The organism is Exiguobacterium sp. s124, assembly GCF_018617485.1.
GTDB lineage: Bacteria > Bacillota > Bacilli > Exiguobacteriales > Exiguobacteriaceae > Exiguobacterium > Exiguobacterium aestuarii.
Genome location: NZ_JACSKH010000001.1, coordinates 1,763,684 through 1,789,776 on the forward strand (window position 1 = coordinate 1,763,684; position 26,093 = coordinate 1,789,776).

General features: G+C 50.1%; 30 protein-coding genes and 1 other annotated feature. Of the genes, 5 read left to right on the forward strand and 25 right to left on the reverse strand.

What is annotated here, in order from left to right:
• Positions 1-10 precede the first annotated feature (10 nt).
• The 9 genes from KNO85_RS09185 to KNO85_RS09225 form a co-directional block, all read right to left on the reverse strand.
• Entirely contained in the window at positions 11-1,783 is a 1,773-nt protein-coding gene (locus KNO85_RS09185; protein ID WP_214789286.1) for a methyl-accepting chemotaxis protein, read from the reverse strand.
• A 187-nt stretch (positions 1,784-1,970) separates the two neighbouring features.
• On the reverse strand, positions 1,971-2,249 hold the full coding sequence (yajC, locus tag KNO85_RS09190) for a preprotein translocase subunit YajC (protein ID WP_031421435.1): 279 nt from the start codon (positions 2,247-2,249) through the stop codon (positions 1,971-1,973).
• 84 nt (positions 2,250-2,333) lie between these two features.
• On the reverse strand, positions 2,334-3,479 hold the full coding sequence (tgt, locus tag KNO85_RS09195) for a tRNA guanosine(34) transglycosylase Tgt (RefSeq protein WP_214789289.1): 1,146 nt from the start codon (positions 3,477-3,479) through the stop codon (positions 2,334-2,336).
• Positions 3,476-4,534: a tRNA preQ1(34) S-adenosylmethionine ribosyltransferase-isomerase QueA gene (gene queA / locus KNO85_RS09200; RefSeq protein WP_376777883.1), complete on the reverse strand. Its 1,059-nt coding sequence runs from the start codon at positions 4,532-4,534 to the stop codon at positions 3,476-3,478. The genes tgt and queA overlap by 4 nt, the downstream gene beginning before the upstream one ends.
• A gap of 3 nt (positions 4,535-4,537) precedes the next feature.
• Complete coding sequence (gene ruvB / locus KNO85_RS09205) at positions 4,538-5,539, reverse strand: Holliday junction branch migration DNA helicase RuvB (RefSeq protein ID WP_214739730.1); 1,002 nt, start codon at positions 5,537-5,539, stop codon at positions 4,538-4,540.
• A gap of 10 nt (positions 5,540-5,549) precedes the next feature.
• Positions 5,550-6,137 carry a Holliday junction branch migration protein RuvA gene (gene ruvA / locus KNO85_RS09210; RefSeq protein WP_015881166.1) on the reverse strand — a complete coding sequence of 196 codons (588 nt, stop codon included), beginning with the start codon at positions 6,135-6,137 and terminating at the stop codon, positions 5,550-5,552.
• Between the two features lie 93 nt (positions 6,138-6,230).
• The gene (nadA, locus tag KNO85_RS09215) at positions 6,231-7,310 is read right to left on the reverse strand and encodes a quinolinate synthase NadA (protein ID WP_214789291.1); all 1,080 of its coding nucleotides are present in this window, start codon (positions 7,308-7,310) and stop codon (positions 6,231-6,233) included.
• The gene (gene nadC / locus KNO85_RS09220; protein ID WP_214789294.1) at positions 7,273-8,142 is read right to left on the reverse strand and encodes a carboxylating nicotinate-nucleotide diphosphorylase; all 870 of its coding nucleotides are present in this window, start codon (positions 8,140-8,142) and stop codon (positions 7,273-7,275) included. Before nadC ends, nadA begins: the two co-directional genes overlap by 38 nt.
• A complete protein-coding gene (locus tag KNO85_RS09225; RefSeq protein WP_214789297.1) occupies positions 8,096-9,529 on the reverse strand; it encodes an L-aspartate oxidase in 1,434 nt (477 codons plus the stop codon). The genes nadC and KNO85_RS09225 overlap by 47 nt, the downstream gene beginning before the upstream one ends.
• A 95-nt stretch (positions 9,530-9,624) precedes the next feature.
• On the opposite strand from KNO85_RS09225, the gene KNO85_RS09230 reads away from it, so the two are divergent.
• From KNO85_RS09230 to KNO85_RS09245, 4 genes are all read left to right on the forward strand, one after another.
• Positions 9,625-10,755: a cysteine desulfurase family protein gene (locus KNO85_RS09230; RefSeq protein WP_214789300.1), complete on the forward strand. Its 1,131-nt coding sequence runs from the start codon at positions 9,625-9,627 to the stop codon at positions 10,753-10,755.
• Positions 10,733-11,272, forward strand: coding sequence for a transcription repressor NadR (locus tag KNO85_RS09235; protein WP_214789303.1), 540 nt, complete (start codon positions 10,733-10,735; stop codon positions 11,270-11,272). The genes KNO85_RS09230 and KNO85_RS09235 overlap by 23 nt, the downstream gene beginning before the upstream one ends.
• Positions 11,273-11,379: 107 nt before the next feature.
• The gene (locus KNO85_RS09240; RefSeq protein ID WP_214789306.1) at positions 11,380-11,958 is read left to right on the forward strand and encodes a DedA family protein; all 579 of its coding nucleotides are present in this window, start codon (positions 11,380-11,382) and stop codon (positions 11,956-11,958) included.
• Positions 11,959-12,077: 119 nt separating this feature from the next.
• Positions 12,078-12,851, forward strand: coding sequence for an NUDIX domain-containing protein (locus tag KNO85_RS09245; RefSeq protein ID WP_214789309.1), 774 nt, complete (start codon positions 12,078-12,080; stop codon positions 12,849-12,851).
• Positions 12,852-12,894: 43 nt separating this feature from the next.
• On the opposite strand, the gene KNO85_RS09250 is transcribed toward KNO85_RS09245, so the two are convergent.
• The 15 genes from KNO85_RS09250 to KNO85_RS09320 form a co-directional block, all read right to left on the reverse strand.
• Positions 12,895-14,172 (reverse strand): hemolysin family protein, encoded by a 1,278-nt coding sequence (locus tag KNO85_RS09250; RefSeq protein ID WP_214789311.1) that lies wholly within the window; start codon positions 14,170-14,172, stop codon positions 12,895-12,897.
• A 42-nt stretch (positions 14,173-14,214) separates the two neighbouring features.
• A complete protein-coding gene (gene obgE / locus KNO85_RS09255; protein ID WP_074035227.1) occupies positions 14,215-15,504 on the reverse strand; it encodes a GTPase ObgE in 1,290 nt (429 codons plus the stop codon).
• Positions 15,505-15,945, reverse strand: coding sequence for a Spo0B domain-containing protein (locus KNO85_RS09260; protein ID WP_214789314.1), 441 nt, complete (start codon positions 15,943-15,945; stop codon positions 15,505-15,507).
• Between the two features lie 66 nt (positions 15,946-16,011).
• Positions 16,012-16,293: a 50S ribosomal protein L27 gene (rpmA, locus tag KNO85_RS09265; RefSeq protein ID WP_015881155.1), complete on the reverse strand. Its 282-nt coding sequence runs from the start codon at positions 16,291-16,293 to the stop codon at positions 16,012-16,014.
• 12 nt (positions 16,294-16,305) lie between these two features.
• The gene (locus KNO85_RS09270; RefSeq protein ID WP_015881154.1) at positions 16,306-16,641 is read right to left on the reverse strand and encodes a ribosomal-processing cysteine protease Prp; all 336 of its coding nucleotides are present in this window, start codon (positions 16,639-16,641) and stop codon (positions 16,306-16,308) included.
• A 3-nt stretch (positions 16,642-16,644) separates the two neighbouring features.
• Positions 16,645-16,953: a 50S ribosomal protein L21 gene (gene rplU, locus KNO85_RS09275; protein ID WP_015881153.1), complete on the reverse strand. Its 309-nt coding sequence runs from the start codon at positions 16,951-16,953 to the stop codon at positions 16,645-16,647.
• A gap of 15 nt (positions 16,954-16,968) precedes the next feature.
• Positions 16,969-17,041: a sequence feature (ribosomal protein L21 leader region), on the reverse strand.
• A 55-nt stretch (positions 17,042-17,096) separates the two neighbouring features.
• A complete protein-coding gene (locus KNO85_RS09280) occupies positions 17,097-18,422 on the reverse strand; it encodes a ribonuclease E/G (protein ID WP_214789317.1) in 1,326 nt (441 codons plus the stop codon).
• A 43-nt stretch (positions 18,423-18,465) separates the two neighbouring features.
• The gene (gene minD, locus KNO85_RS09285) at positions 18,466-19,323 is read right to left on the reverse strand and encodes a septum site-determining protein MinD (RefSeq protein WP_214789320.1); all 858 of its coding nucleotides are present in this window, start codon (positions 19,321-19,323) and stop codon (positions 18,466-18,468) included.
• Positions 19,324-19,328: 5 nt separating this feature from the next.
• On the reverse strand, positions 19,329-19,997 hold the full coding sequence (locus KNO85_RS09290) for a septum site-determining protein MinC (protein ID WP_251130613.1): 669 nt from the start codon (positions 19,995-19,997) through the stop codon (positions 19,329-19,331).
• Between the two features lie 5 nt (positions 19,998-20,002).
• Positions 20,003-20,497 (reverse strand): rod shape-determining protein MreD, encoded by a 495-nt coding sequence (gene mreD, locus KNO85_RS09295; RefSeq protein WP_083600174.1) that lies wholly within the window; start codon positions 20,495-20,497, stop codon positions 20,003-20,005.
• A gap of 1 nt (position 20,498) precedes the next feature.
• On the reverse strand, positions 20,499-21,389 hold the full coding sequence (mreC, locus tag KNO85_RS09300; protein WP_214789326.1) for a rod shape-determining protein MreC: 891 nt from the start codon (positions 21,387-21,389) through the stop codon (positions 20,499-20,501).
• 13 nt (positions 21,390-21,402) lie between these two features.
• Positions 21,403-22,440, reverse strand: a complete 1,038-nt coding sequence (locus KNO85_RS09305) for a rod shape-determining protein (RefSeq protein ID WP_214695333.1) — start codon at positions 22,438-22,440, stop codon at positions 21,403-21,405.
• 198 nt (positions 22,441-22,638) lie between these two features.
• Complete coding sequence (locus KNO85_RS09310) at positions 22,639-23,079, reverse strand: hypothetical protein (RefSeq protein WP_214789329.1); 441 nt, start codon at positions 23,077-23,079, stop codon at positions 22,639-22,641.
• Positions 23,080-23,153: 74 nt separating this feature from the next.
• Complete coding sequence (locus KNO85_RS09315) at positions 23,154-23,768, reverse strand: DUF2785 domain-containing protein (RefSeq protein WP_214789332.1); 615 nt, start codon at positions 23,766-23,768, stop codon at positions 23,154-23,156.
• Positions 23,769-23,815: 47 nt separating this feature from the next.
• Complete coding sequence (locus tag KNO85_RS09320; RefSeq protein WP_214789335.1) at positions 23,816-24,280, reverse strand: hypothetical protein; 465 nt, start codon at positions 24,278-24,280, stop codon at positions 23,816-23,818.
• Between the two features lie 185 nt (positions 24,281-24,465).
• Here KNO85_RS09320 and KNO85_RS09325 point away from each other — a divergent pair, with 185 nt between their 5' ends.
• Positions 24,466-25,224, forward strand: coding sequence for a hypothetical protein (locus KNO85_RS09325; protein WP_214789337.1), 759 nt, complete (start codon positions 24,466-24,468; stop codon positions 25,222-25,224).
• 219 nt (positions 25,225-25,443) lie between these two features.
• Here the strand turns inward: KNO85_RS09325 and radC are convergent, their stop codons facing one another.
• Positions 25,444-26,073, reverse strand: coding sequence for a RadC family protein (radC, locus tag KNO85_RS09330; protein WP_015881143.1), 630 nt, complete (start codon positions 26,071-26,073; stop codon positions 25,444-25,446).
• Positions 26,074-26,093 lie beyond the last annotated feature (20 nt).

Genomic DNA, 26,093 nt, shown 5'->3' on the forward strand with positions numbered 1-26,093 from the left:
AGGGCATTTATTATCTCGTTTTAAACACATGGACGACATCTTTTAATTCGGACGACATATGACTCATCGTCTCGGCGATACTATTGATTTCCTGAATGGCCGCGAGTTGCTCCTCGACATTGGCCCCCGCTTCTTCGACACTTCGTTGCGTCGAGACCGCATTCGTAGACATATCCTCGACCGAAACAGCGACTTCTGTCGTATTCGCACTCACTTCTTCCGTCGCCGCTGCAATCTCACTCATCTGACGTGATGTCTCTTCGATGACCGATACGATCTCACGGAACGCCGAGGCGACTTCACCCATCTGTGATACCCCGCTCTCGACATGGACGCTCGATTCTTCGAACGCCGTCTCGACTTGTTCCGTATCACGCTGGATATCCCGGACCACAGTCTGAATTTGAATGGCAGATTGCTTCGATTCTTCGGCGAGCTTACGTACCTCAGCCGCGACGACTGCAAATCCTTTTCCATGTTCACCGGCACGTGCCGCCTCAATGGCCGCATTGAGGGCAAGCAAGTTCGTCTGTTCCGTGATGGCGGTGATGGAACGGGTGATCTTTTCAATCTCAAGTGATTGGTTTGAAAGACGGGTCACCATCTGTTGTGTCAGCTCATTGGCACGACGAATCTCCTGCATCCGTTTCTCCGCTAATTGAACGGTCTCAAGTCCACCGTTTGCCGCTTCAAGTGTATGAATCGTCTGTTCGTTCACCCCTTGTGAGGCTGCAGCGATCTGGTTCAATCCATCGACCGCTTGATTTACTCCAATGGTCCCTTCCTCTGCTCGTTTAGACGATCCTTGGGCCGCCACGTTCATGTCTTCAAACAATCGTGAGACACCTTGGGTCGTCGTCGCGACATGGTCTGTGCTCGCGTAAAGTTCTTCAGAATAGGCTGTGACTTTCTCTGAGGCTTCTCCCACTCGACGAATCAACCCGACAAGGTTTTGTTTCATCTCGTTGAATGCCTTTACAAGGTCTCCGAGCTCATCGTTCGAGGTGACCTCGATATCCTCTTCTGTCAAGTCGCCGCCTGCCATGATTCGCGCTTGACGGCCAAGTCGATTGATCGGTTTTAAGAAGAGGCGTTGCAAGGCAAGCATGGACAGAATTCCGATTACGACACCAATGACGCTAATGACAAGCATCCAGAGGATCGAGCTCTCCGCATCTGCTTGAACAGCTTTCGTCTCGGTCGCGAGGAGTTCACCTTTGTATTCGACAAGATCTGTCACCGTCATCCGAACGCGGTCCGTCGTCGGGGTGACGCTCGTATTCAGTACCGTCTTGTAGCCAATCTCATCTTGTTGTTGGCGAAGTTCGATGGCACGAGTCATCTCACGGTCCAACAGTTCATTAAACTTCTCTAAATCCCCTAACCAAGACAAGACCTTTTCATCTGAAGACGATGCCTTGAGTGCTGACATTAATTCGTCACGCTGTTCCTGGACACTTTGTAGACTGATGAGTGTTTTCGGGTTGGCGACGAGCATATAGTAGTTTAAATAACGTTCTGCATCGGTCACCGCGAGCGACAGATTTTCCGCCAACAGCATCTCTTGCGTCCCTTCGTTCAGGACTCGGTCGTACGCGGCAGTCGATTGTCTCAACTGGTATGACCCGAGGGCTCCGACGAGAACGAGCGCGATGATTGTCGGAATCAACGCAATCGACATCCGTCTTCTGAGAGACGAACGCCCCTTCTGTTTAGTACCGCTTCGCTTCCACGTCCACCCTTTCCACTTCTTCATCGGTCGTACAAATCGTTTCACGTCCATGTCATTCGTTCTCCTTCATCTCGAATTTCTTCTCAACTTGACATTAATGCAAACGTTTTCACGAATCAAACCGATTTTTCGAAATGAGGTGGATGAATCATCAGATTGACATACTTTGTCAAAAATCAGACGTTTTCAACTAAAAAAAAGCGCCCGACCATTAATTAATGGTCAGACGCTTACTTACTTATTCCTCAAATGAGGCATTCGCTTTTTTCACGACTTCCGCAACTGCGCTTCGGTTGAAACGGAGAAGCGATTGATCGCATTTCAAAACGACATGTGTGTCTTCGATTTGATGAACGACGCCGTGTAAACCGCCGATTGTGACAACGCTGTCGCCACGCTCGAGGGCGTTTTGCATCGCTTGTACTTCTTTTTGGCGTTTCGTCTGTGGACGAATCAACAAGAAGTAAAATACGACGAAAATCAAGATCATTGGTAATAACGCAACGATTGTTTCCATGAGTAACATTCACCCTTTCCTTCAATATCAGGTTCATTATACCGTGAAACTGAAGCATTGTCACACAATGTCCGACACGTTTGCTTAGAAATTCTTCGCGTTCGGCTTGTTGTAGCCGTATTCTTCGAAGAACTCTTCTTTGAAATCGAGCAAACGGTCTTCGCGAATCGCTTGACGAACCTGCTCCATCAACTTCACGAGGAAGTGAAGGTTATGTGTCGTACATAAGTGAAGGCCAAACATCTCGTCCGCACGAATCAAGTGATGGACATATGCACGCGAGTAATTCTTACACGTGTTGCAGTCACACTTCTCATCGATTGGACCGAAGTCTGTCTTATACTTCGCCTGCTTGATCGTGACGCGACCTTTTGATGTCATGAGCGTCCCGTTCCGTGCAATCCGTGTCGGGAGGACACAGTCGAACATATCGATCCCACGAATCGATCCTTCAATCAATGCATCCGGTGAACCGACACCCATCAAATAGCGCGGTTTGTTTTCCGGCATGAGCGGCGTCGTGAACTCGAGGGCACGATACATGACGTCTTTCGGTTCACCGACCGAGAGACCACCGACCGCATATCCTGGGAAATCAAGTGAGACGAGGTCTTGTGCGCTTTGACGACGAAGGTCCTCATATTCGCCACCTTGGATGATTCCGAAGAGGGCTTGGTCTTCTGGACGTTCATGTGCCTCAAGGCAACGTTCTGCCCAGCGGCTCGTACGCTCGACCGATTTTTTCATGTATTCATGCGTCGCCGGATAAGGCGGGCACTCGTCGAATGCCATCATGATATCCGACCCGAGCGCGTTTTGAATCTCCATCGCCTTCTCCGGTGACAAGAACAACTTGTCGCCGTTCAAGTGGTTACGGAAATGGACGCCTTCCTCCTGAATGTTTCGGAGGTCGGCAAGCGAGAACACTTGGAATCCGCCCGAGTCCGTGAGAATCGCGCCATTCCAGTTCATGAACTTATGAAGACCACCAGCTTGTTTGATGACCTCATGTCCTGGGCGAACCCACAAATGGTACGTGTTCGACAAGATGATGTTCGCACCCATGTCCTTGACTTGCTCTGGTGCCATCGTCTTGACGCTCGCTTGTGTCCCTACTGGCATAAAGACCGGTGTCTCGAACGACCCGTGCGGCGTATGGACGATTCCGTGCCGCGCTCCCGTCTGTTTACATGTGTGAATGTGTTCGTATGTGACTGCATGTTTTGTCATTTTGTTACTTCCTTCCTCGTGATGAGCATCGCGTCTCCAAAGCTGAAGAAGCGGTATCGTTCTGCGACCGCAGTCCGATAAGCGTGTAAGATGATGTCGCGCGTCGAGAATGCCGAGACGAGCATGACGAGCGTCGATTTAGGCAAGTGGAAGTTCGTGATCAATCCATCGATCGCCTTCAACTCGACACCAGGGTAAATAAAGATGTCCGTCCAGCCCGATGACTCGACGAAGTCCCCGTGGTCTCGCATGATCGTTTCGAGTGTACGTGTTGACGTCGTACCGACCGCAAAGATGCGACCGCCATTCGTCCGCACATCTCGTAGCGCGGCTGCCGATGCCTCGGACAACTCGAAATATTCACTATGCATCGTATGTTCTTCGATCGAATCAGCCGTCACCGGACGGAACGTACCGAGACCAACGTGAAGCGTGAGCGGAATCAATCGAACCCCTTTCACCTTCGCTGCCTCGAGCAGTTCTTCTGTGAAATGTAGACCCGCTGTCGGAGCGGCTGCACTGCCTCGTTCACGCGCATAGACCGTCTGATAGCGATCTTGGTCGTCAAGTTGCTCGCGAATGTATGGTGGGAGCGGCATCGTTCCGAGCTCGTCTAAAATCTCGTAGAAGATTCCGTCGTAGTCAAACTTGAAACGACGGCCCCCTTCCGGGAGTTCCTCGACGCATTCCGCGCGGAGAAGTCCGTCACCGAACTCGACGATGGAACCGACGCGGACTTTCTTCGCTGGTTTGACGAGTGCTTCCCACACATCGTCCTCCGTCTGCTTCAACAAGAGCAACTCGACTTTCCCGCCTGTTTCTTGTTTCGCTCCGAAAAGACGAGCCGGTAAGACGCGCGAATCGTTGACGACGAGCGCATCCCCCTCGTTCAAGTAATCGAGCACGTCACGGAAATGACGATGCTCGATGTCTCCTGTCTGACGGTCCAACACGAGCAGACGTGAGCTCGTCCGATCGAGCAACGGAACTTGCGCGATCAACTCTTCTGGCAATTCAAAATCATAATCGTTTACGTTCAATTGAATGTCTTGCATACCTTACTCCTCTTCCTCTTCATAACCAAAATGCGACTTGGCAAACTGTGTGATCATCCGTCCTCGCGGCGTACGCTGCAAGAACCCTTGTTGTAGTAAATATGGCTCATAGACGTCTTCGATTGTCTGAGCATCCTCACCGATCGTTGCGGCGAGCGTCTCGAGTCCGACCGGTCCACCCCCGAACCGCTCCACCATAGCTCGAAGCAATCGGTGGTCGACTTCATCGAGCCCGAGCGCATCGACGTGTAGACGGTCGAGCGCATCAGATGCGAGCACAGGGTCGATCTCTTTCGTTCCGGCTACCTGCGCGAAGTCACGGACTCGACGCAAGAGACGGTTTGCAATTCGTGGCGTCCCTCGCGAACGCTTCGCAATCGCGCCGCTCGCTTCAGGTGAAATCGAAAGGCGGAACAGCTGGGCCGTCCGACTGACGATTGCCGCGAGTTCATGCGCCTCATAATATTCGAGCTTCAACGTGACCCCGAAACGGTCCCGAAGCGGCGCCGATAACATCCCGGCACGCGTCGTCGCCCCGACGAGCGTGAACGGTGGCAAGTCGATACGGACGCTTCGTGCCATCTCTCCTTGTCCGTAGACGATGTCGAGACAATAGTCTTCCATCGCCGGATAAAGAATTTCCTCAATCGTCCGGCTCAAGCGGTGGATCTCATCGATAAACAAGACGTCACCTGGCTCAAGAGTCGAGAGAATTGCCGCCAAATCACCTGGTCGCTCAATCGCCGGTCCGGCTGTCGTCTTGATCCCGACACCCATCTCGTTGGCGATGATTTGCGCGAGCGTCGTCTTCCCGAGTCCCGGGGGTCCGTATAACAAGACGTGGTCGAGCGTCTCACTGCGAAGTTTGGCGGCCTGAATGAAGACCGACAAATTCCCTTTCGCCTTTTCTTGCCCGATATATTGCTCGAAGCGCTGCGGACGTAAGCTCCACTCTTCAGAGTCTTCATATTGCTGATGAGATTGTGACAACAATCGTTCGTCCATAGCTTCCTCCTTATTTCAATAACAGCTGTAGCGCGCGTTTTATGTACGCGTCGGTCGTCAAGATCTCTCCGCTCAATGCTTTGCGGACTTTCGCGATCTCTCGTTCAGAATATCCGAGGGCGACGAGCGCCTCACACGCCTCGTCGAGTTCAGACGCACCTTGCGCGAACAACCCTTCGTTCGGCACATAATCCGGTGCGAGCTCGGATAACTTTCCTTTCAAGTCGAGTGCCATCTGCTTGGCCGTCTTCTTCCCGACTCCCGGGAACTTGGTCAAATACTTCTCGTTCTCGGTCTCAATCGCATCGATCAACGCGTCGATATCACCCGAGGCAACGATGGCGAGTGCCCCCTTCGGTCCGATACCGCTCACGCTAAGGAGTTTATTGAAAAGCTCCCGTTCCCGGCGTGACCGGAAACCGTATAGCGTCTGTTGATCTTCACGGACGTAATGATGCGTAAACACGATTACATGTTCGTCTTGTTCACGATAAAAAAACGGGTTAGGCACATGTACTTTGTAGCCGACGCCCGAGACATCTAACGTTATATATTCCGCACACACATAGGCGACGGGTCCTTTTACGAATTCAATCACGGTGTACTCTCCTTTTCGGTCGGAAAAACTGCATTTATTGTACCATAACGAGCGATATGAAAAAAGGACAGGCGTTTGCCTGTCCTGAAGCGATTAACGTGCGAGCATGCGTTCAAGTGCGCGTTTTGACCATTCTGTCGTATCAGCATCGACACGAATTACGTTGACAGGATCCGTCTCGAGCGACTCGAGCGCCCAAAGCAGATGTTGCAAGTCGATTCGGTTCATCGTCAAACATGGACACATGAACGGGTTCAACGAGACGATATCGAGGTGCGGGTATGTTGCCGCTAACCGGTTCACGAGGTTCATCTCGGTCCCGACCGCCCATTTCGTTCCCGGTGCACTCGCATCAATCTTGTCGATGATATACGACGTCGAACCGGCCTCATCCGCCGCCTGGACGACGTCAAACGTACATTCCGGATGGACGATGATACGACGATCCGGTTCGCGCTCACGGAATGCTTGAATTTGCGACACCGTGAACTTCTCGTGAACAGAGCAGTGTCCTTTCCACAAGATGACCTTCACTTGCTCGTCATCCCCCTCGGCGACCAATTCTTCACGGAGCGGATCCCAGACGGCCATCGCCTCGCGCGGGATCCCGAGATCGTATGCCGTATTCCGTCCGAGGTGTTGATCTGGAAGGAACAAGATGCGTTCGCCTGCCTCAAGCGCCCAACGGACGATTTCATGTGCATTGGACGATGTGACGGTCGCCCCGCCGTGACGCCCGACGAACGCTTTGATGGCCGCCGTTGAATTGACATATGTGATTGGGATGATCCCATCCCCGAATCGTTCCGTCAGTTCTTCCCACGCAATCTCTGTCTGATCGATATCGGCCATGTCTGCCATTGAACAGCCGGCGCGCATGTCGGGCAAAACAACAATTTGGTCATCCCGTGTCAACATGTCTGCCGTCTCTGCCATGAAATGCACACCACAGAAGACGATGAATTCCGCTTCGCTCATCTGTTCCGCGAGCCGTGCGAGCTGGAGCGAATCTCCTGTCGCGTCCGCGAACTGGACGACCTCGTCTTTTTGATAATGATGCGCCGGTAAGAAGAGACGTGTCCCGAGTCGATCTTTGACCGCCTGAATCCGTGTCTCCATTTCCTCCACCGACAGATTAGCGTACGTCGGTGGGAGTGTTCCGAGTAGTTGCATATTTCATTCCTCCTTGTAAGTTCATACTACAGTCGAGCGCTCGCACTGAATGGGTCAATTGACCGAGCGAGATGACATCAATCCGAATCCCTCGATAGTCGGCAATCGTGTCGAGCGTGATGCCGCCGGATACTTCGATCGTGATATGGTTCGGGATATGACGCACCCATTCTCGTAATTCATCTGGTGTCCGATTATCGAGCATTACAATATCCGGATTCACTTGAATCGCTTGTACGAGTTGGTCGAACGATTCGACCTCGACCTCGATCGGCGTCGTATGCCCTACTTTCGAGCGCGCCGCGTGAACGGCTTCTGCCACACCGCCGAGGGCGACGATATGATTGTCTTTGATCATGACGGCATCGTCGAGCCGAAGCCGATGGTTATAACCCCCGCCGACACGAACCGCATATTTCTCAAGCATCCGAAGTCCCGGTGTCGTCTTGCGTGTATCCGTGACATGAATCGAGTCGTCACCGAGCGCATCGACGCACTGCCGGGTCATCGTCGCAATCCCGCTCATCCGCTGAATCACATTCAATAGGACGCGTTCTGTCTCTAAAAGGACACGGGTCTTTCCTTTCAAGACGATGAGTACATCGCCTGGTGCAATTCGACTTCCGTCTTCTTGACAAGCCACTAAGTCGAGTTGCTGCATGATCGCGAGTTCACGGACGATCGGTTTTCCGCAGAAAACGCCATGCTCTTTCGCGATGACAGTCGCGACTGACTCGTCCCGTTCATCGATCAGTTCACTCGACAAATCACCATATCCGATATCCTCAATCAGAAACTGTCGCAGCTGTTCGCGTAGATAAATCGTGTTCATCGTACCTCTCCATTTCGAGGATGCTTTGCGCGAGAAGGCGCGCCGCATCGAGTTGTAAAGTTTGTTCACTTAATTGTCTTGTCACGTGTTTCGTCAAGGTCAACGTTTGGGTATTTTGTAAGAAACATTTCATTTCATCCAAGTTCGGTGAAATCGTCAACCATTTGCCGATTTGATGACGAAACGCCTGAAACGTTTCAGGTGAGATGTCATACACCATCACATCGCTCGTCGCTAAGGATGCATCGTTCACCTGAATCGCCTCGGCGACACGTTTTCCGAACACCCAACATTCCAAGAGTGAGTTCGATGCCAGTCGATTCGTTCCGTGTACACCCGTATCCGCCACTTCCCCGACGGCGTATAGGCCATCGACGTCCGTTCGACCCGATTCATCCACTTCGATTCCACCCATATGAAAATGAAGCCCTGGGCGAACGGGGATTTGTCGAAGGTCGATTCCTAGCTTGTCACACGTCGCAACGAGTTTTGGGAAGCGGTCACGCAGTCGCTTCACCTTTGTCGTATCGAGAAAGACGAGTCCGACATGGTCTGTCAGGACGCGCGCCACCACATCGCGAGGAGCGAGACTTCCGAGTGGGTCATGCGCCATCACGTGGTTACCGGATGCATCGACAAGCTTGGCACCGGCACCACGGAGCGCTTCGGTGACGAGATGTGGTTCCTCGGCAGCAAGTAATGTCGGATGAAATTGAATCTGTTGTAAGTGCGTCAGCTTCGCCCCGCATCGGTTCGCCAAGACAAGCCCGTCACCGGTCACCGTCTTGGCGTTCGAGGTCCAATCGATCAGACCACCAATTCCACCTGTAGCGAGAATGACTGCACCGGCCTCCAACTGGAGCATTTCCTCATGGTGAAAGGCTAGCGCACCGACAACACGCCCTTCCTTCATCACAAGGTCATGGACGAGAACATGCTCTAGAATGCTGACATTGTCCGGTAACGACCGACGTAACTGTCGCATCACATGTCGACCCGTCTCGTCACCCCCGGCATGAAAGATGCGATGCAACTGGTGTGCCCCTTCTCGTCCTAGGGCATATCCGTCTTCGTCACGATCGAAGCGGACACCGAACCGTTCCATCTCTTCAATCGCTCGACGACCTTCTTTTACGAGAATGTCGACACGTTCTGAGCACGATGTCCTGTTCGAAGCAAGCATCGTGTCTTCTTTATGTGCCTCACTCGTCTCCTCTAGATACGAGCTCGCAATACCTCCTTGTGCCAAATCAGAGTTCGTCGACGTCACCTCACCCTTTGAGACGAGGAGAACAGACAATGAGGATGGCACATGAAGCGCCGTCGCGACGGCAGCAAGTCCTGTTCCGATAATCAAAATGTCGGTTTTCTTTATCTGTAAAGACACTTGTATATCACCTGTTTTTCATATGTAATGTTGACTTGTAAACTAGTTTCGCATAATTTTGTGTAGAAGACAACATGAGAAAAGGGGAGTCCATGATGAACCGCTACTTCGACTACGCCGCTACACATCCTATGACACATGCAGCATTAGACCATTACGTGGCTATGGCCAAAAACGTTTATGGGAACCCATCATCACTCCACGCACACGGATATATGGCTGAAGACTATTTGACAGAGGCACGACGTTTGATCAAACAGGCGCTCGGGCTTGATATGTTACGAGGGAAATTATTATTCACCGGAAGTGGCTCGGAGAGTAATTACATCGCACTGACGAGCTTACGGAAACGAATGAAAGGGAAAGAAGTGATCACGTCCTGGCACGAACATGATTCGGTTGCCCTCTTACTTGAAGAATGGGAACGAGAAGGGGTCATCGTCCATCGGTTGAAACTGAAGGACGGAAAGTTTGATATGGACACGTTCACACACTTACTTGACCGTGACATCGGACTCGTCACGCTCCAGCACGTCAATTCCGACACAGGTTGGGTGTTACCGCTCCACCATATCCAATGTCTCCTCAAATATAAGAAGATCCTCTTTCACGTGGACGGCGTACAGGCACTTGGGAAAATTCCCATCTCTGTGGAAGGAATCGATGCCTATTCGTTCAGTGCCCATAAGGTTGGGGGGCCAAAAGGAATTGGTGCCCTCTATATGGAACGCCTGATTCCACCACCTTACTACCCAGGTCATCATCAATACGGGATTCGCCCAGGTACGATCGATGTTCCCGGAATAAGCGCCTTCGTCAAAGCGCTCGGGGAACGTCAGGAGCAATTGACACGTTTTCAGAGAAATTTCATGGCATTTCGTGCTATCTTGAAAGAGAAGACGTCAGCGTATGTCCATTGGCTCGAGTTTGACGAACAAAGTCCCGCTATCTTCTCCTTCGTATCTCATCAACGCGATGGACAATGGTGGATGACTGAGCTCGACGATCTCGGGTTCCAAGTATCAGCCGGGTCCGCATGCCGCGCCGGTCAGAATGGACCGAACCGCATGCTTGAAGCACTCGGATATGAGACGAGCGCATGCCACGGACTCGTCCGCATTTCCTTCGGCGCGCAAACGACCGTCGAAGACACATCGGCCCTCGCCGATGCCATCGTCACTTTAGCAAGGAGAGTCGAACATCATGAACAAACGTTTAGCCGGTGAAGAACGCCGTCGCACTTTACTTCAATTGATCGAATCGAGCAATGAACCGATCACAGGATCTGAACTGGCGAGGCACGTATCTGTCAGTCGCCAAGTCATCGTCCAAGACTTGTCGCTCTTAAAAGCAAAAGGTCACCAAATCGTCGCGACCGCTCGTGGTTACGTCTATTTGCAAGGTGACCTCACCCCGTCTACTTATTCGAAAAAGGTGGCTTGCCGCCATACGGCAGAGGAGATGGAGGCAGAAATGAACGCCATCGTCGATGAAGGGGTCACCATCAAAGACGTCATCATCGATCACCCTGTTTACGGATCCATCACCGGACAACTCATGGTGAAGAGCCGACGTGACGTCCGTGCCTTCCTCGAACGGGTCAAAGCGCACGGTGCCTCTCCGCTTTCTCAACTGACCGGAGGATTACACGTCCATACACTTGAAGCCGATCATCAAGAGGCAATCGATGCCGCCGTGAAAGAGCTCGACCGGCTCGGTATTCTCGTATCTGAATTAGATTGAAGAGACGTCACGAATATGTGACATCTCTTCTTTTTCTTTTCAGTCATGTCCGTTATACTGATGGATGGAACAACTTTCCCGAAATCAACTCGAAAGGAGGATTCGTCATGAACGTCCTCGAGCACATGCTCGCCGTATGCGGTGTTTTCAGCATTCCCATCGGTATCTTCATTCAATTCATCCCGAACGAACTCGTTCTCGCATATGGTGGCTTTCTCGTCGATTCACATGACGCGTCCTTCTTCCTAACGTTCCTACTGGCGTGGTTCTCTTTCACGCTCAGTCAGATCGGTCTTTACTGGATTGGTCGATACGGCGGACGTCCCGTCGCCTTGAAGCTGTATGGATATTTCCGGATTCGCCAAGACAAGCAGCTTCGTGCCGAGCGCTGGTTTGAGAAATACGGGGCATGGATCGTCTGCCTCAGTCTCTTCTGGCGCCAACTGTTCGCCGTGAGTGCGGGCGTGATGCGCCTGTCGTTCCGAAAATTCTTGTCGGTGACGACACTCATTTTCGCCGTCTGGTCATTCGTCTTCATTCATGTCGGGATGATGCTCGGCAACAACTGGCGCATGATCGGTCATTTCATGGACGACATCCTGCCCTTCCTGGCACTGGCCATCGGAATCGTTCTCGTCGTCCGCCATCTTCGCCAGCAACCAAAACATGTGAAAGGATCAGCGTAACCAGCGCTGATTCTTTTTTTGTTGAAAAGGGAAACGCTCACATCTGTCGAATAAGAACAATGTAAGCGAATCGCGGTCACACATACAGGACACCGCACAACGAAAAAGGAGGAATCACCATGTTCCATCGCCGTAAAACGTATACGATTCGACCTGAACGCCTGCAAGAATTCACCGACTTCTTCCATACATACATCTATCCGATTCAAGCGTCCCATGGCGCTCGCCTCGTCGGACGCTGGGTGACCGAAGACAAATCCGAGGTCATGGCATTATGGGAATATCGGGACCGTGAACACTATGAGCAAGTCGAGCGAGATTATCGCGGCAGCGCGTTAAGACGGGATGCCATGAAAAAACGGGCCCGCCTCGGAAAAGACTTGTATATCAAGTCAAGCGAAGAGTTCATGATGCCGACCGGTCACTATACGCCGCCGCGTGCCATCGTTTGTGTGACGGCGTATATTACGAACGAAGCGGGTGAGGTCCTCCTTGTCAAAAACATGCATCGGAACGACTCGTTCGAGATGCCGGGCGGACAGGTCGAAGAACATGAATCGCTCGTCGACGCAATCCACCGTGAAGTGGACGAAGAGACAGGTGTGAAAATCGAAGTAGAAGGCATCACCGGGATTTATCAAAACGTATCGTCCCGTGTCCTCTGCGTCACGTTCCGCGCGAAATATGTGTCTGGAGAACTTCGACCACAAGCCGGAGAAACGCAAGAAGTCGGATTCCACAAAGTCGATGCTCATAATGTCGGCGACTATATCAAACGGGAGCACTTCCAGATGCGCTTCCTCGATGCGATTGATCCCGTCTATATGCCATACGCCATCTATAAAGTACGTCCATACGAATTGATTGAGCGCATCGAGCGCCAATCGGTCTAACACAAAAAGGGATGATTCGCTCGTGGCGAATCATCCCTTTTCTTTATGCTTCTTCTTGCATGTCTTCTTGCTGTGATTGTCCAGTCTCCACTAACAGTTTCCGGACACGGCGTTTTTCCACGTGGAGAACGGTGAACGTCAAGTCTTGATACGTCACTTGCGCACCTTTCTCCGGGATGTCGCCGAGTAATTCTACGAACCAACCGCCCATCGTGTTGGAATCGACGTCTGGTTCCGCAATCCCCATCTCTTCGGCGAATTCATCGACGTTCATGTCAGCCATACACTCGTATACGCCTTCACGGAGACGTCTGAGATAGACGACAGATTCGTCGTGCTCATCCCAGATGTCGCCGACGAGCTCCTCGAGCATGTCTTCTAACGTGATCAGACCCGCCGTGCCCCCAAATTCATCGAGGACGACAGCCATGTGAGATTGTTTCTGTTGGAGAATCGGAAGTAGTTCAATCAATTTCGTCTGCGGTGACACATACGTGAGCGGTCGAATGAGCGAACGGACATCCGTCACTTCATCCTTCATCATCGAACGCAAGAAGTCACGTTCTGACAAGACACCGATGACGTTGTCAATCGAGTCTTTGTAGACCGGCAAACGTGAATGTCCACCACTGAAAATCGTGTCTTTGATTTCATCGAGCGAATCGTCGATGTCGACTGCCAAAATATCGATTCGCGGCGTCAAGACGTCATCGACGGTAATATCGTTGAAGGCGAAGGCGCTATGGACGAGCTCAGCTTCCGTCTCACCAAGCACACCTTCTTCTTCTCCCATATCGACGAGCACTTTCAACTCTTCTTCCGTGACTGACGGCTCCTTGGCTTTCATCCCAATCATCCGAAGCGTCAACTTCTTCAAGCCAGTGAAGATCATCGTCACCGGTTTGAGGACTTTGACGAGGAACACGAGAATCCCGCTGATGAGAAGCGAATACTTCTCCGCAAATTCTTTGGCGAGCGATTTCGGTAAGATCTCACCGAAGATTAAGATGATGACCGTCGTCGCGAACGTCGACACGAGAAGACCCGTACCGCCACTGAAAATTGATGTGGCGATGGCGGTCGATACCGTCGCCGAACCGATATTGACGATGTTGTTCCCGACGAGGATCGTCGAGAGCGTATCGTCAAAGCGGTCGACGAGACTGAGGACGCGTTTAGCGGCTTTGTCGCCGTCTTCTGCCATCCGAATCATCCGAACACGGTTTACACTTGAAAGCGCCGTTTCTGCTGATGAGAAAAACGCTGACAACATGATGAGAACTACATATAGAATTAAACTTGACGAGGGCACAGGGTCCACGTTAGCTTCACACTCCGTTTCTTCTTAACAAATAATTTTTTCTTACTCCACGAACTCGAATTCGAAGTCGAGAATCGCAACGACGCTGCCGTCTTCGGCACCAAGCTTACGAAGATCATCATCGACGCCCATCTGACGCATTTGACGAGCGAATCGTTTGATTGACTCATCATGGTCAAAGTTCGTCATCTTGAAGAGCTTCTCGATACGTGGCCCCGTGATGACGAAGCGATCGTACTCATCGATGTGGATCTGATAGCCTTTCTCTTCCTTCTCATAACGATACACGACACGAGGCGTCGCTGTCTTCTCTTCAAGCTCATCGAGTGGGAATTCAGGTGTCGTATCGACAAAGTTCGCCACTTCGATCAACAAGTTGCGAAGACCATCTTGTGCGAGAGCAGAGATTGGGAAGACTTTGACATCGTCTCCTACCTTCTTCTTGAACTCTTCGAGATGTTCCTCTGCGTCCGGCATATCCATTTTGTTCGCAACGACGACTTGCGGACGCTCGAGGAGGCGTAGGTTATACGACTCGAGCTCACGGTTGATCGTCGTGTAATCTTCGAACGGATCGCGTCCTTCCATCCCACTCATATCGATCATGTGAACGATCACTTTCGTCCGTTCGATATGACGAAGGAATTGGTGACCGAGCCCAACGCCTTGGCTAGCCCCTTCGATGAGTCCTGGAAGGTCGGCCATGACGAAACTGCGGTCGTCCGCTGTCTTGACGACACCGAGGTTCGGTGTGATCGTCGTGAAGTGGTACGCCCCGATTTTTGGACGTGCCGAAGAGACGACCGACAGAAGCGTTGATTTCCCGACAGACGGGAATCCGACGAGTCCGACGTCTGCGAGAAGTTTCAACTCAAGACGCAACTCACGCTCTTGACCTGGTTCACCGTTCTCAGCGATTTCTGGAGCCGGGTTGGCAGGTGTCGCGAAACGACAGTTCCCGCGTCCGCCACGTCCGCCTTTGGCGATCGTCGCTTGTTGTCCGTGCTCCGTCAAGTCGGCGATGACCGTATCCGTCTCTGCGTCGAATACGATTGTGCCAGGTGGGACTTTGACGATGAGCGGCTTCGCTTTACGTCCGTGCATCCCTTTTGACATTCCTTTTTCGCCATCATGGGCGATAAACTTCTTCGAATAACGGAAATCAACGAGTGTGCGCAATCCTTCTTCTACTTCGAAGACGACGTCTCCACCGTGACCACCGTCACCACCTGCAGGTCCACCATCTGGGACATACTTTTCGCGGCGGAAGGCAACCATTCCTTTACCACCGTCTCCAGCTTTTACAAAAATATTAACCTGATCGACAAACATTTATTTCCCCTCCTTTATGTGAAACGTAGTCATCGCTACGTTCTGTTCGTACACATCGGCTGACGTGAGCACGTCTTCCGGGACATCTCCCGTGACGCGAACCATCAGTCCGTCCGTGAACGTCACATGAATCGGCCCGTCCGTGTTTTCTAACAATCGGACAAGCATCTCTGCCACTCGCGCATCATCGATGGCGAGTTGGTCGGTCGAAATCGTATACGTCATCCGTCCTTCCCAATTCGCTTGAATCACGACAAGGCTCGTCTGTGGCACGTTCAGGCGAACGAGCGCACTCTCCTCGTCGGCCTGTTTCCGATAGCGTTCGTAAAGTTCTTCTAGCTTAGTCGGATCGAGTGCCGCATAGAGCGAGATCAATTGAAGCCGATTCATCCATTCGTGACGGACGGTCGATAAGAGCTCGAGTGTCTGTTCTGAATCCATTTGATCCTCTCCTAGAAAAAAAGACTCTAACCAAAAAAGTGGCTAGAGTCTTCTGCGTCGTTCAACTTACGCGACTGGGTAAACGCTCACTTGTTTCTTGTCGCGACCAAGACGCTCATAGCGTACTACGCCGTCAACTTTCGCAAACAAAGTGTCGTCGCCACCACGGCCAACGTTTTCACCTGGGTGAATCTTTGTACCGCGTTGGCGGTAAAGGATTGATCCAGCTGAAACTGTTTGTCCGTCAGCGCGTTTTGCACCGAGACGTTTCGAAATTGAGTCACGACCGTTTTTAGTCGAACCAACTCCCTTTTTCGAAGCGAAGAACTGAAGGTTCAATTGTAACATGAGGTCCACCTCCTATTGTTCAATTTGGATATATTCACCGTAGCTTTGGGCGATCGTGTCTAACTGCACGAGCATCCCTTCTAATAACAGTTGGGTGCGTTCCATATCCTGCGGTGATAAGTCAGGATACGTCTCGACATAAAAGTAACCACCCTCTGTTTGATCTGCCATTTCTACAAGAAGTGATTGACCCGCAAGCGTTTCGACGGCGTTATAGGCACCAAATATGATGGCTGAAACACCGGCGCACACCAAGTCAGAACCAGGTTCTGCAAAATTGGCATGACCAGTCACTTCGACGGAGCGAATCGACTTCGCCTCGTCTCGTCTTACCTTGACCCGAATCATAGCTTACGCTTCGATTTTCTCGATGCGAACTTTCGTGTAAGGCTGACGGTGACCTTGCTTACGACGGTAGTTTTTCTTAGCTTTCATTTTGAAGACAGTGATCTTCTTAGCGCGGCCGTGTTTTACCACAGTACCGACAACTTTAGCGCCTTCTACGAGTGGAGCGCCGACTTTAACATCGTCACCACCAACGAAAAGAACCTCACCGAATTCTACAGTACCTTCGACATCAGCATCGAGTTTTTCGATGTAGATCTCTTGACCTGCTTCAACTTTGATTTGCTTACCACCAGTTTTGATGATTGCGTACATATACGTGCACCTCCTTGTTAAACTCAGACTCGCCATCCTGGGCAGGGCAAATACCTTTAAAACCCGTTCTGTGCGGTTGTAGCCATTTGGGTGCTTCCAAACGAACTAACGTTATAGATAATACCACTCTCAATTATTCATTGTCAACGGCGAGATAAGAAATTCTGACATTCTGCAGACGTCCCGTAAAAGGCAAACTTCGGATCCCCTTCGATGAGGTGGACGTCGATGTCGAATTCATGCCAGGAAACGTCGTGCCACTTTTTCGGTAACGAGAGGACGACCGCCTCGTATTGCCCGCTGAGATCGAGGAGCGCACGTTCAAACTGCGAGAAAACGGCTAGCTTCGACGACTTGCCCGCATAGGTCATCCGGTCTTGAATCGAGCGCCCGGTCCGCTCCCTCGACAACTCGAACAATCCCATCAATGTGAATCCATACACTTCGACGCGACGTGGGTCGCGTGCCCCGAGTTCTTTCATTTTCTTGAGAAGTCGGGTCTGTCCTTCTTTCGAACCACGGAGGAAGTCGATGACGATCATCCCGCCAATATTACGTAAGCGCAACTGTTCCATAATCGTATAGAGTGCCGCTTCATTGATCGTATCGGCCGCACGTCCTTTATCTTTGACGGCGACGTTCTTCCCGCTGTTGACGTCGATAACGGTCATCGTCTCGACTTGTTCGATCAAGACGAACGCCCCTCCATCCAACCAGACGGCACGACTTTCGAGCTTTTCAATCATCCCATCGAGACGTTTCGCCTCCGGGATTCGTCCTTTGCCGATATGACGTTTCACAGGGACGTCGAGTCGCTCAATGCGCGCCTGTCCTTCCTTGTCGTTCAAAAGGACTGATTCGACCGCATGACGGCGTACGAAATGTTCACATAGTAGCTCGTCTTGACCGTAGCGCTGTTCAATCACGGTTTTCGCACGATCACGAAGCAAGTCGAGTTCTTCCTGTAAGGCGTCTGGTGCCACTTGGCCGGCCTCCGTCCGAAACAGGACCCCTTCCTCTTCTGAAAGGGCGACCGACTTCGAGAGGCGGTCCTGCGTGACGAGGTCGAGCTTTCGACTGAACAACTTCCGACGACCGTATGGGAAGTAGACGAGATAGCGTCCACCGAACCGAATGTTCTCCGTCACCTTATGATGCTTGCCATTGATGCCTTCTTTCGTCACTTGCACGAGTCGTTTCTCCCCGACGACAGCCGCTTGTCCGATCGCCGGCACGTCCGGATACGAGGCGAGCGCGCGAAGCGTCTCCGCAATCGGTAAAAAGAACGTCGTCTCCCCGTCCGTCAAAAAAGCCGCCCCGAGTGACGGATGAATCCGTTCAATCGCAGCCTCGACGATTGTACCGACCGACAACTGGTCGACGAAGCGTTCCTCGACTTCGAGCAAACGTTCCCCGTCCACGAGCATCGCCCGTTCGATGGAAGGTGTTCGTTCGTAGATTAACTTCATGTGCACCTCTCCTTTCGACAGAAAAAGGCAACTTTCGTTGCCTTTACGCTTTTTTCATTCCAAATTTCATCATGAGTCGTGCCCAGAAGCCGACCGGTGCCGTCTCCGTCTGAATCGACATGAGCGGGACCGATTCACCAAGGATGCGGCGCGTGATGTTGCGGTACGCTTGTCCGGCATTGTTGTCCGGGTTCATCGTGACCGGTACCCCACGGTTCGCAGCGGCAATGACTTCCTCATCATCGATGACGACGCCAAGGAGGTCGATCGACAAGATGCGCATGATGTCATCGATATCGAGCATATCACCTGATTCGACGAGGTGATTTTTCACCCGGTTGACGATCAGCTTCGGCGCTTCGATGTGATTCGCTTGTTCGAGCATCCCGATGATGCGGTCTGCGTCTTGGACGGCCGCCTTCTCTGGCGTTGTGACGACGATCGCCTCGTCCGCCCCCGCGATCGCGTTCATGAATCCTTGCTCAATCCCCGCAGGGCAGTCAATCAAGACGAAATCATATTCCGTCTTCAATTGGTCGACAATCTCTTTCACTTGCTCAGGATTGACCGACGTCTTGTCTTTCGACTGCGCGGCCGGAAGCAAGTACATCTCTTCGAACCGTTTGTCGCGAACGAGCGCCTGGTTCAATTTACATTGTCCTGTAATGACGTCGACGAGGTTATAGATGCTCCGGTTGTCGAGTCCGAGAATGATATCGAGGTTACGCAACCCGATATCCGTATCGACGAGACAGACCGAGTGTCCAGACAAGGCGAGCCCCGTCCCGATGTTGGCGGTCGTCGTCGTCTTGCCGACGCCCCCTTTTCCTGATGTCACGACGATGGCTCTGCCGTTTTTCACTTCTTTTTCTGTATGTACAGGCTCCACTACTTGCTCCATTCCACTCACCCTCTCTGTAATTCCATTGCATATGCGTCTTTCAGACCGGTCATGACGTGGCGGAGACGTGTCATCTCGATCCCGTCATTCGTCTGGTACGCACAACCCATCTCAATCTCAGGAAGTTCTTCTTCATCGTCGGACGTGAGAACGTGTTCGCCGATTGCCAAAAACTTCGGATGGAGTAGGCTCGCGGTGATGACCGCTTCTTCCCATCCTTCGACACCCGCACGCACATTTCCTCGTATCGTGCCTAAACAATAAATACTTCCTGTCGCCCGGACCTCTGAGCCAGGGTTGATATCCCCGATCACAAGCACCGAACCATCAAACGTGAGGACCTGCCCACTGCGAATCGTCCCGCTATGGTAGTGGAACGTCTTTCTGCCGTACGTTGCTTTCGCTTCTTCCGTCAACATGACATCGCTCGACAAGTCTTCAATATAAAAAACGCCATGACGAGCGACGACCTCACGAATTTGACGTATCAGCTCCTCGTCAAGATAACGAGTACCCGCGTGCAACTTCAGGGCAATCTTACCGGACGGCGGCTCCATTTCTTGTAATGTCGCTTCAAAGTCCGTAAGCACCTCGTCGATGCCACTCTTCGGATTGAAGTGGATGGCAATTCCGTTGCGATGTCCTTTAATCGTAATGTGTCGTTTACGCTCCATCATGGCTACCCTCTTTTCACAACAGGTCGGATCGTCACATACCGCATCATCGGATAATAAAGAATCACGATGGCGATGGCATTGACGAGCACGGTCCCTGGAATCTGTTCAATCAATAGTGTTTGAATCGTCATCAACGTCCCACCGATCGCCGCCATGATCCCGTATATCGCAACTGTGAATACGACAATCATGAACGTAAAGGTGATGGTGACGGAGAAGAAGTTCTCACCTATATATTTTAACACGAAGCTGGCTAAGAGAGGAATGAGTGAAAAAGTAAATACATAAATTCCAAGCAAGTCGGTATAGACGATATCGTACAGCAACCCGAATACAAGACCGAACCCGAGCGCCGTCTCCCATCTGCCATACAGACTGACGAACATCAGCCCAATCAACGTCAATAAGAGATAGGGCGTGGCATAGTGCCACGAGAAAATCGATGCCCATGTTCCTTCAATAAGAAAAAGGAGGAACAGGGCGATGAACACTTTCATGTTACTCACCCGCTGTTCCTCCTTCCTCGGGACCCGTTAGAAACGGTTCGTCTAGTGTCCGATCAATCACGTACATTTGTGAGAACTCATTGAAGTCGGCCTCCGGTTTGATCCGGGCGACTTGCGAGACGCCATATTCATCCGTCTCGATCGACTCGATCGTACCGATGACGAGTCCGGCCGGGTAACGTCCCCCGAGTCCAGAGGTCGATACGATTTCTCCTTCTTTCAACTTGACGCTATTCGATACTTTCGTGAAGAATAACTCGTTCGTCTCCGTATCGAACCCGTCAATCGTCCCATATGTCGCTTTGCCGTCCGCATCTTTGACGACAGCCGAGACGTTGTTCGTCCGGTTGTTGTCGCTGAGCAGTTGCACTTGTGACGTATAGGCACTCGTTTGAATGACACGACCGACCATTCCGCTCGCTGCGGTCACGGCCATGCCTTTCTCAACGCCGCGTTCAGAACCGACGTTGATGGTGACGTAGCGTTGCCAATCGTTCGGTGTCCGACCGATGACCTCCGCAGGAATGAGGTCGAAGTCGCGTAACGACTTGTCTTTCGCTTCGACCATTTTTCGAAGCTCCTCATTCTCACGGCGCAAGTCATCTGCCTCAACCGATACCTCGGCGTACTTCGCCAAATGTTCTTTTAGTTGGCGGTTCTCTTCGTAGATGTCGCGGACGTCCGAGATGGATGAGACCGTCGAGTCCATCCATCCGATTGGTACCGCGAACACTCGCTGGAACGTGCCGACCACATCACGCGTGACGTCTTGGTACCAGGCTGATTCCGATCGTCCTCGAATCGAAACCCCTAAAATAACGAAAAACAAGATCAGTACAATTAGCGTGATGATGAGCTTTTTATTGCGTACGAATCGGCTCATCGTGTCTCACCTCTCATCGACGTGACGAGATGCCTGATTTCGAACGGAGGACGTCCATCATTTCAAGAGATTTTCCTGTACCGACTGCTACACAGTCGAGTGGCTCATCCGCAACGAGTGTCGGGATGTGCGTCTCGTCTGAGATGACGTCGTCCAAGTTTTTGAGGAGCGCGCCGCCGCCTGTCAAGACGATTCCACGGTCCATTACGTCAGCCGCGAGTTCTGGTGGTGTTTGTTCAAGGGTCTGCTTGACACCTGCCAAGATGGCTTCGACTGTATCCGAGAGTGCTTCGCATACTTCTGTAGACGACACTTCGATTTGTTTCGGAAGTCCCGTCACGAGGTCACGACCACGGATTTCCATCTTCTCCGCCTCGTTCGATGCGTCGATGCGCGCCGAACCGACTTCCATTTTGAGCGTCTCGGCCGTACGTTCCCCGATCATGAGGTTGTACTTGTTTTTGATGTAACGAATAATGGCGTCGTCCATTTCGTCACCACCGACACGAATTGATTGGCTTGTCACGATGCCGCCGAGTGAGATCACTGCGACTTCGGTCGTACCGCCACCGATATCCACGACCATCGAGCCAGTCGGTTCCCAAACCGGGAGACCTGCGCCGATTGCTGCCGCGAACGGTTCTTCGATTGTGTATGCTTCACGAGCCCCTGCTTGTTTCGCAGCGTCTTCGACAGCACGTTTTTCAACAGACGTGATACCACTTGGTACACAAATCATGACGTTCGTCTTCGATGAGAACAAACCGCCTTTTGATTTTTGAGCTTGTTCCATGAAGTATTTAATCATCGTTGCTGTCGTTTCAAAGTCAGCGATAACGCCGTCTTTCATCGGACGACGAGCAGAGACGTTCCCTGGCGTACGTCCAATCATATCTTTGGCCTGGTTACCAACGGCCTCAATTCTACCTGTATCTGTACGGAACGCCACAACGGACGGTTCACGAACAACAATTCCTTGACCCTTTACGTAAACGAGCGTGTTAGCCGTTCCAAGGTCGATTCCGATTTCTCGGTTAAAACTACGAAACATAGGTGTTGCTCCTCTCTTCGTTACACTATTTTTTATTATAACGGAAAAATCATGTTTGAAAACGTTCATTCGATTACAGGTTATTTACAATAACCGCATCTCAGTCCTGTCTCACCGTCTACTAGTTTGCCTTCTTTTGAGGAAAAAGGCAAATCAAAAAAAGCAGACGCGAGTAGGCGTCTGCCTAAGAGAGAACGGTTACAAACCTGGTTGGAGCGGGAGGAGTAACATCGCGCCGTAGAAGAAGACAGAGAAGATCAGCACCGGTCGAAAGAAGCGGGACGGTTTCACACGCGTCGCTCCGGCTAAAAAGCTTGTCGTCGTCATCACGAATATATAGATTCCAACATACATGAGAAGTAAGCGGACGAGCACCGTCCAGATTCCGAGTTGATCGAGTTCATTGAAAGAGACTACCACCAGACCAAGATAGCCGATGAGTGATAGAACACCTACTCCGACACCGACGATTGGTGAGACACGGTCGAGCCAGTGGTCCTCGTCGAACCGAAGGAATAGTGCCGTACTCACGAATAAAAACAGGACGAACAGGACGAGCGAGAAGATGGTCGCGTCTAGTTGGACGTAGCTCACGAGGAGCGATACGCCAAGCATGAACAACCAGATGATTTTTTCCATGTTGAACACCTCACCTGATATTTTATCAAAGTCCACGAATCAATTGGAGGAAATTGTATATTCTTTCTCCCTCGTCACAGTTTCTTCAATAAATGAAGGATAGATTGTTGCAAGGAGATGTGGAGATTGTCTTCGTTTAATCGGATGTACAGACTTTTCAAAAATGTTTTCACGTTATGAACGACATACCAATACGATTCCTCATCAAGATGTTGTTTACGCTCCTCCAGAAGATGTGGGAACCGCTCTACATGATGAAGGAGGATTTCAGAATCCAACCCCCGTTCGAGTAAACGTAGGACTGGATTGATAAGACGTTCGTCTTCATCATGCGCCAATATGTCGGAACGCATGATTTGTTCGATGATGATATTGAAAAGTTCAGGAAATGACTTCGGATTGAGTTTGGGATTTGCGATGAGCTCGTCTACCGCATCTGCAGCATGGGCAATCGAGTGGGCCCATCCCTTCCCATTTACGTATCCTCTTGTGTCTTTCTCTAATGTTAAATATTGAATAAGAGCAGTCGTTGTCCGCTTAAACTGCTCCTCTGCCAAAAAGTCCTCTTCTATATCCCGATGGAGGATCAATGCTATCATTAAAGTCGTGAACGCTCTCGTGAAAACCGCATCCGACTCTCTTTCCTCAATAATTATTACAATGCTCTCTGTGATATCTTCCTTACTCACAATTTAAGGTTAGAATTTATTATCTTCACCCTAACTATATAAACAATTTAAGAATAGAAACCGATTTTTTTTAAATGTTCATCTCTTACTCGGATTAATTCAAAAAGAAACTTTCTATCTTCATCCAAGAATTTTTCATCGTTTGAATATGAACTTTCTTCACCTGTCAACAAAAGTTTCACTTCAAATTCTCTACGTATTTCGTCTTGATACCTCCATAAGATATTATAAAGATTTGAATCTACAAGATGGCGATTTCTTGAAAAAATTAAATCAATTTTCTTTACGTCATTCATGGAAAGACCTTCATAATAACCATTTTGAATAATGTATTTTTCGATGTCTACAAGTATAGGACTATATATTTCTTCTACTGCCTTTTCAGATAATTTCAAAGAAAAATCAACTCTTTTATTTTTCTCATAGTAACGTGCGGCTAAAATTGCCGCCAAAGCAACTGTAAAAATCGGCGATACCATTTTGCCTATCTCAATCCAAGTCTGAGTCGTCATTAAATCACCACTTTTTTAATAATAATTACGCAATAAAGTTCAATGAACCTAATTACCGCTATCTATCATTATAAATATATCACTCAATTAACCATTTTCGCTTCTGTCTTTCACGTGATTATCTTCTACTATTTTCCTAATTAAAAACTTATACTAACATCATGAAATATTAAAGGAGTCTACATATGAAACGTGAGCATATAAATTACCCAATGATTCTCAAGTCCGCAAAAGACATGGATTTCAAAAAGATTATTGCTGATACGCTAGATTTTGGCATTTCTTCAAATTTGAGTTTTCCTTTACCTGCACGCGCGATTTTAGACCACTGTGAAACATTTCTGCAAAGTCTTCGCGTAAACTATCTAGATGTTTTGATGGCAAAAGTATATATCGATTGCGAGCGTGATCAAGACTATTTAAAAGAATTATTTTCACAACTGACAAAAAATGAAGCACTCATTGCTTATATCGGTAGAGCTTCAGAAGTCTCTAAACAAACTCATAGCAATCAAGCAACTATACTTTTAGGAATATATTCAGGACAAATAGTTGTAAAGCCCGAACTGTTAGAGAATCATATTTCTATAGTAATGTTAGAAATTCTATCAAGTTTGAATGATACTGATATTAATCATTTTTGCTTATTATACGATTTCTTAATTTGTAATCCAGAGTCGGATATCGTTTCACACCAAGCCTATTATGGTTTCAATGAAATGAAACACGGATCATTCCTCAAAGAACAAATACAAGTTGACCCTAATTTAGTTTCATATTTTACAAGCGCTAATAAATTTATAAACTTGGGATTAATATCAAAAGGTGCTAGTACTTGGGGTGCTATTGATAATTTTATAGTTACAACCAATATTTATAGCACTTCTCTTAAAGATTTGATTCTAGAATACGAAGAACTTTCAAAGTATAAGATATCACCATAATTTGAAAACTTCTGCAATCAGTATACAAAGTCCATACAGAACATTATAGTTCGTGGAATTCTCCTTCTATATTTGCAATCCCAAATTCTCAATCACTCTTAAGACAAGTAATTGCGAATTTCATTCACACAATCAGCTCTATTTTTAAGATCATTTAGTTCACGCCTTGCACCCACAATCAAATGAAAAGCAGGCACCCTAATGCCTGCTTCCCACTCCTCACCCATTCATATATCCCCGCTGCTTCATGCTGACGTAATGGTCTTCCCCGATGATGACGTGATCGAGACACGCGATGCCGACGATGTTCCCCGCTTCGACCAACCGCTCGGACACTTCGATGTCTTCTCGACTCGGCGTCGCGTCACCGCTCGGATGATTGTGCACGGCGATAAAACACGCCGCCGATAACTTGAGCGCTTCTCGGAACACATCGCGCGGATGCACGATCGACGAATTGAGTCCACCGACAAAGAGCGTCTTCCGGGCGATGAGTTGATTCTTCGTATTCAAGTACAGACAGACGAAATGCTCCTGATTCAAGAGCCTTAACTCATCTCGCAACAACTCATACGCATCCTGGGGCGACCGAATCGTGGGCATACTCGCTTTCGGTTCTTCGACGTATCGAATCCCAATCGTGAACGCGGCGAGGAGCTGCTCCGCTTTCTTCTTCGTCATCCCTTCGATTTTGCACAAATCATGGACGGATGCCTGTGACAGCGCCCGTAACGTCGGATACACGTCCGAGATGCGGCGCGCCGTCTCCATCGGGTCGGGTCCCCGTCCTCCGATTTGAAGCAATCTGGCGATAGCGGTCTCTACACTACGGTCAAGCACCATGGTCATTCCTTCACCTACTTTCAAGG

Coding starts and splice junctions, on each gene's coding strand:
- KNO85_RS09280 (WP_214789317.1), bottom strand. CDS start 18,422: ATGAAGTTAATCTACGAACGAACACCTTCCATCGAACGGGCGATGCTC.
- rpmA (WP_015881155.1), bottom strand. CDS start 16,293: ATGTTACAATTGAACCTTCAGTTCTTCGCTTCGAAAAAGGGAGTTGGT.
- mreD (WP_083600174.1), bottom strand. CDS start 20,497: ATGAAAGTGTTCATCGCCCTGTTCCTCCTTTTTCTTATTGAAGGAACA.
- KNO85_RS09245 (WP_214789309.1), top strand. CDS start 12,078: ATGTTCCATCGCCGTAAAACGTATACGATTCGACCTGAACGCCTGCAA.
- rplU (WP_015881153.1), bottom strand. CDS start 16,953: ATGTACGCAATCATCAAAACTGGTGGTAAGCAAATCAAAGTTGAAGCA.
- KNO85_RS09290 (WP_251130613.1), bottom strand. CDS start 19,997: ATGGAGCGTAAACGACACATTACGATTAAAGGACATCGCAACGGAATT.
- KNO85_RS09325 (WP_214789337.1), top strand. CDS start 24,466: ATGAAACGTGAGCATATAAATTACCCAATGATTCTCAAGTCCGCAAAA.
- KNO85_RS09230 (WP_214789300.1), top strand. CDS start 9,625: ATGAACCGCTACTTCGACTACGCCGCTACACATCCTATGACACATGCA.
- KNO85_RS09310 (WP_214789329.1), bottom strand. CDS start 23,079: ATGGAAAAAATCATCTGGTTGTTCATGCTTGGCGTATCGCTCCTCGTG.
- KNO85_RS09320 (WP_214789335.1), bottom strand. CDS start 24,280: ATGACGACTCAGACTTGGATTGAGATAGGCAAAATGGTATCGCCGATT.
- yajC (WP_031421435.1), bottom strand. CDS start 2,249: ATGGAAACAATCGTTGCGTTATTACCAATGATCTTGATTTTCGTCGTA.
- KNO85_RS09260 (WP_214789314.1), bottom strand. CDS start 15,945: ATGGATTCAGAACAGACACTCGAGCTCTTATCGACCGTCCGTCACGAA.
- obgE (WP_074035227.1), bottom strand. CDS start 15,504: ATGTTTGTCGATCAGGTTAATATTTTTGTAAAAGCTGGAGACGGTGGT.
- queA (WP_376777883.1), bottom strand. CDS start 4,534: ATGCAAGACATTCAATTGAACGTAAACGATTATGATTTTGAATTGCCA.
- ruvB (WP_214739730.1), bottom strand. CDS start 5,539: ATGGACGAACGATTGTTGTCACAATCTCATCAGCAATATGAAGACTCT.
- mreC (WP_214789326.1), bottom strand. CDS start 21,389: ATGAGCCGATTCGTACGCAATAAAAAGCTCATCATCACGCTAATTGTA.
- KNO85_RS09235 (WP_214789303.1), top strand. CDS start 10,733: ATGAACAAACGTTTAGCCGGTGAAGAACGCCGTCGCACTTTACTTCAA.
- radC (WP_015881143.1), bottom strand. CDS start 26,073: ATGACCATGGTGCTTGACCGTAGTGTAGAGACCGCTATCGCCAGATTG.
- KNO85_RS09240 (WP_214789306.1), top strand. CDS start 11,380: ATGAACGTCCTCGAGCACATGCTCGCCGTATGCGGTGTTTTCAGCATT.
- nadC (WP_214789294.1), bottom strand. CDS start 8,142: ATGAACACGATTTATCTACGCGAACAGCTGCGACAGTTTCTGATTGAG.
- tgt (WP_214789289.1), bottom strand. CDS start 3,479: ATGACAAAACATGCAGTCACATACGAACACATTCACACATGTAAACAG.
- KNO85_RS09270 (WP_015881154.1), bottom strand. CDS start 16,641: ATGATTCGGGTCAAGGTAAGACGAGACGAGGCGAAGTCGATTCGCTCC.
- KNO85_RS09185 (WP_214789286.1), bottom strand. CDS start 1,783: ATGGACGTGAAACGATTTGTACGACCGATGAAGAAGTGGAAAGGGTGG.
- KNO85_RS09305 (WP_214695333.1), bottom strand. CDS start 22,440: ATGTTTCGTAGTTTTAACCGAGAAATCGGAATCGACCTTGGAACGGCT.
- nadA (WP_214789291.1), bottom strand. CDS start 7,310: ATGCAACTACTCGGAACACTCCCACCGACGTACGCTAATCTGTCGGTG.
- minD (WP_214789320.1), bottom strand. CDS start 19,323: ATGGAGCAAGTAGTGGAGCCTGTACATACAGAAAAAGAAGTGAAAAAC.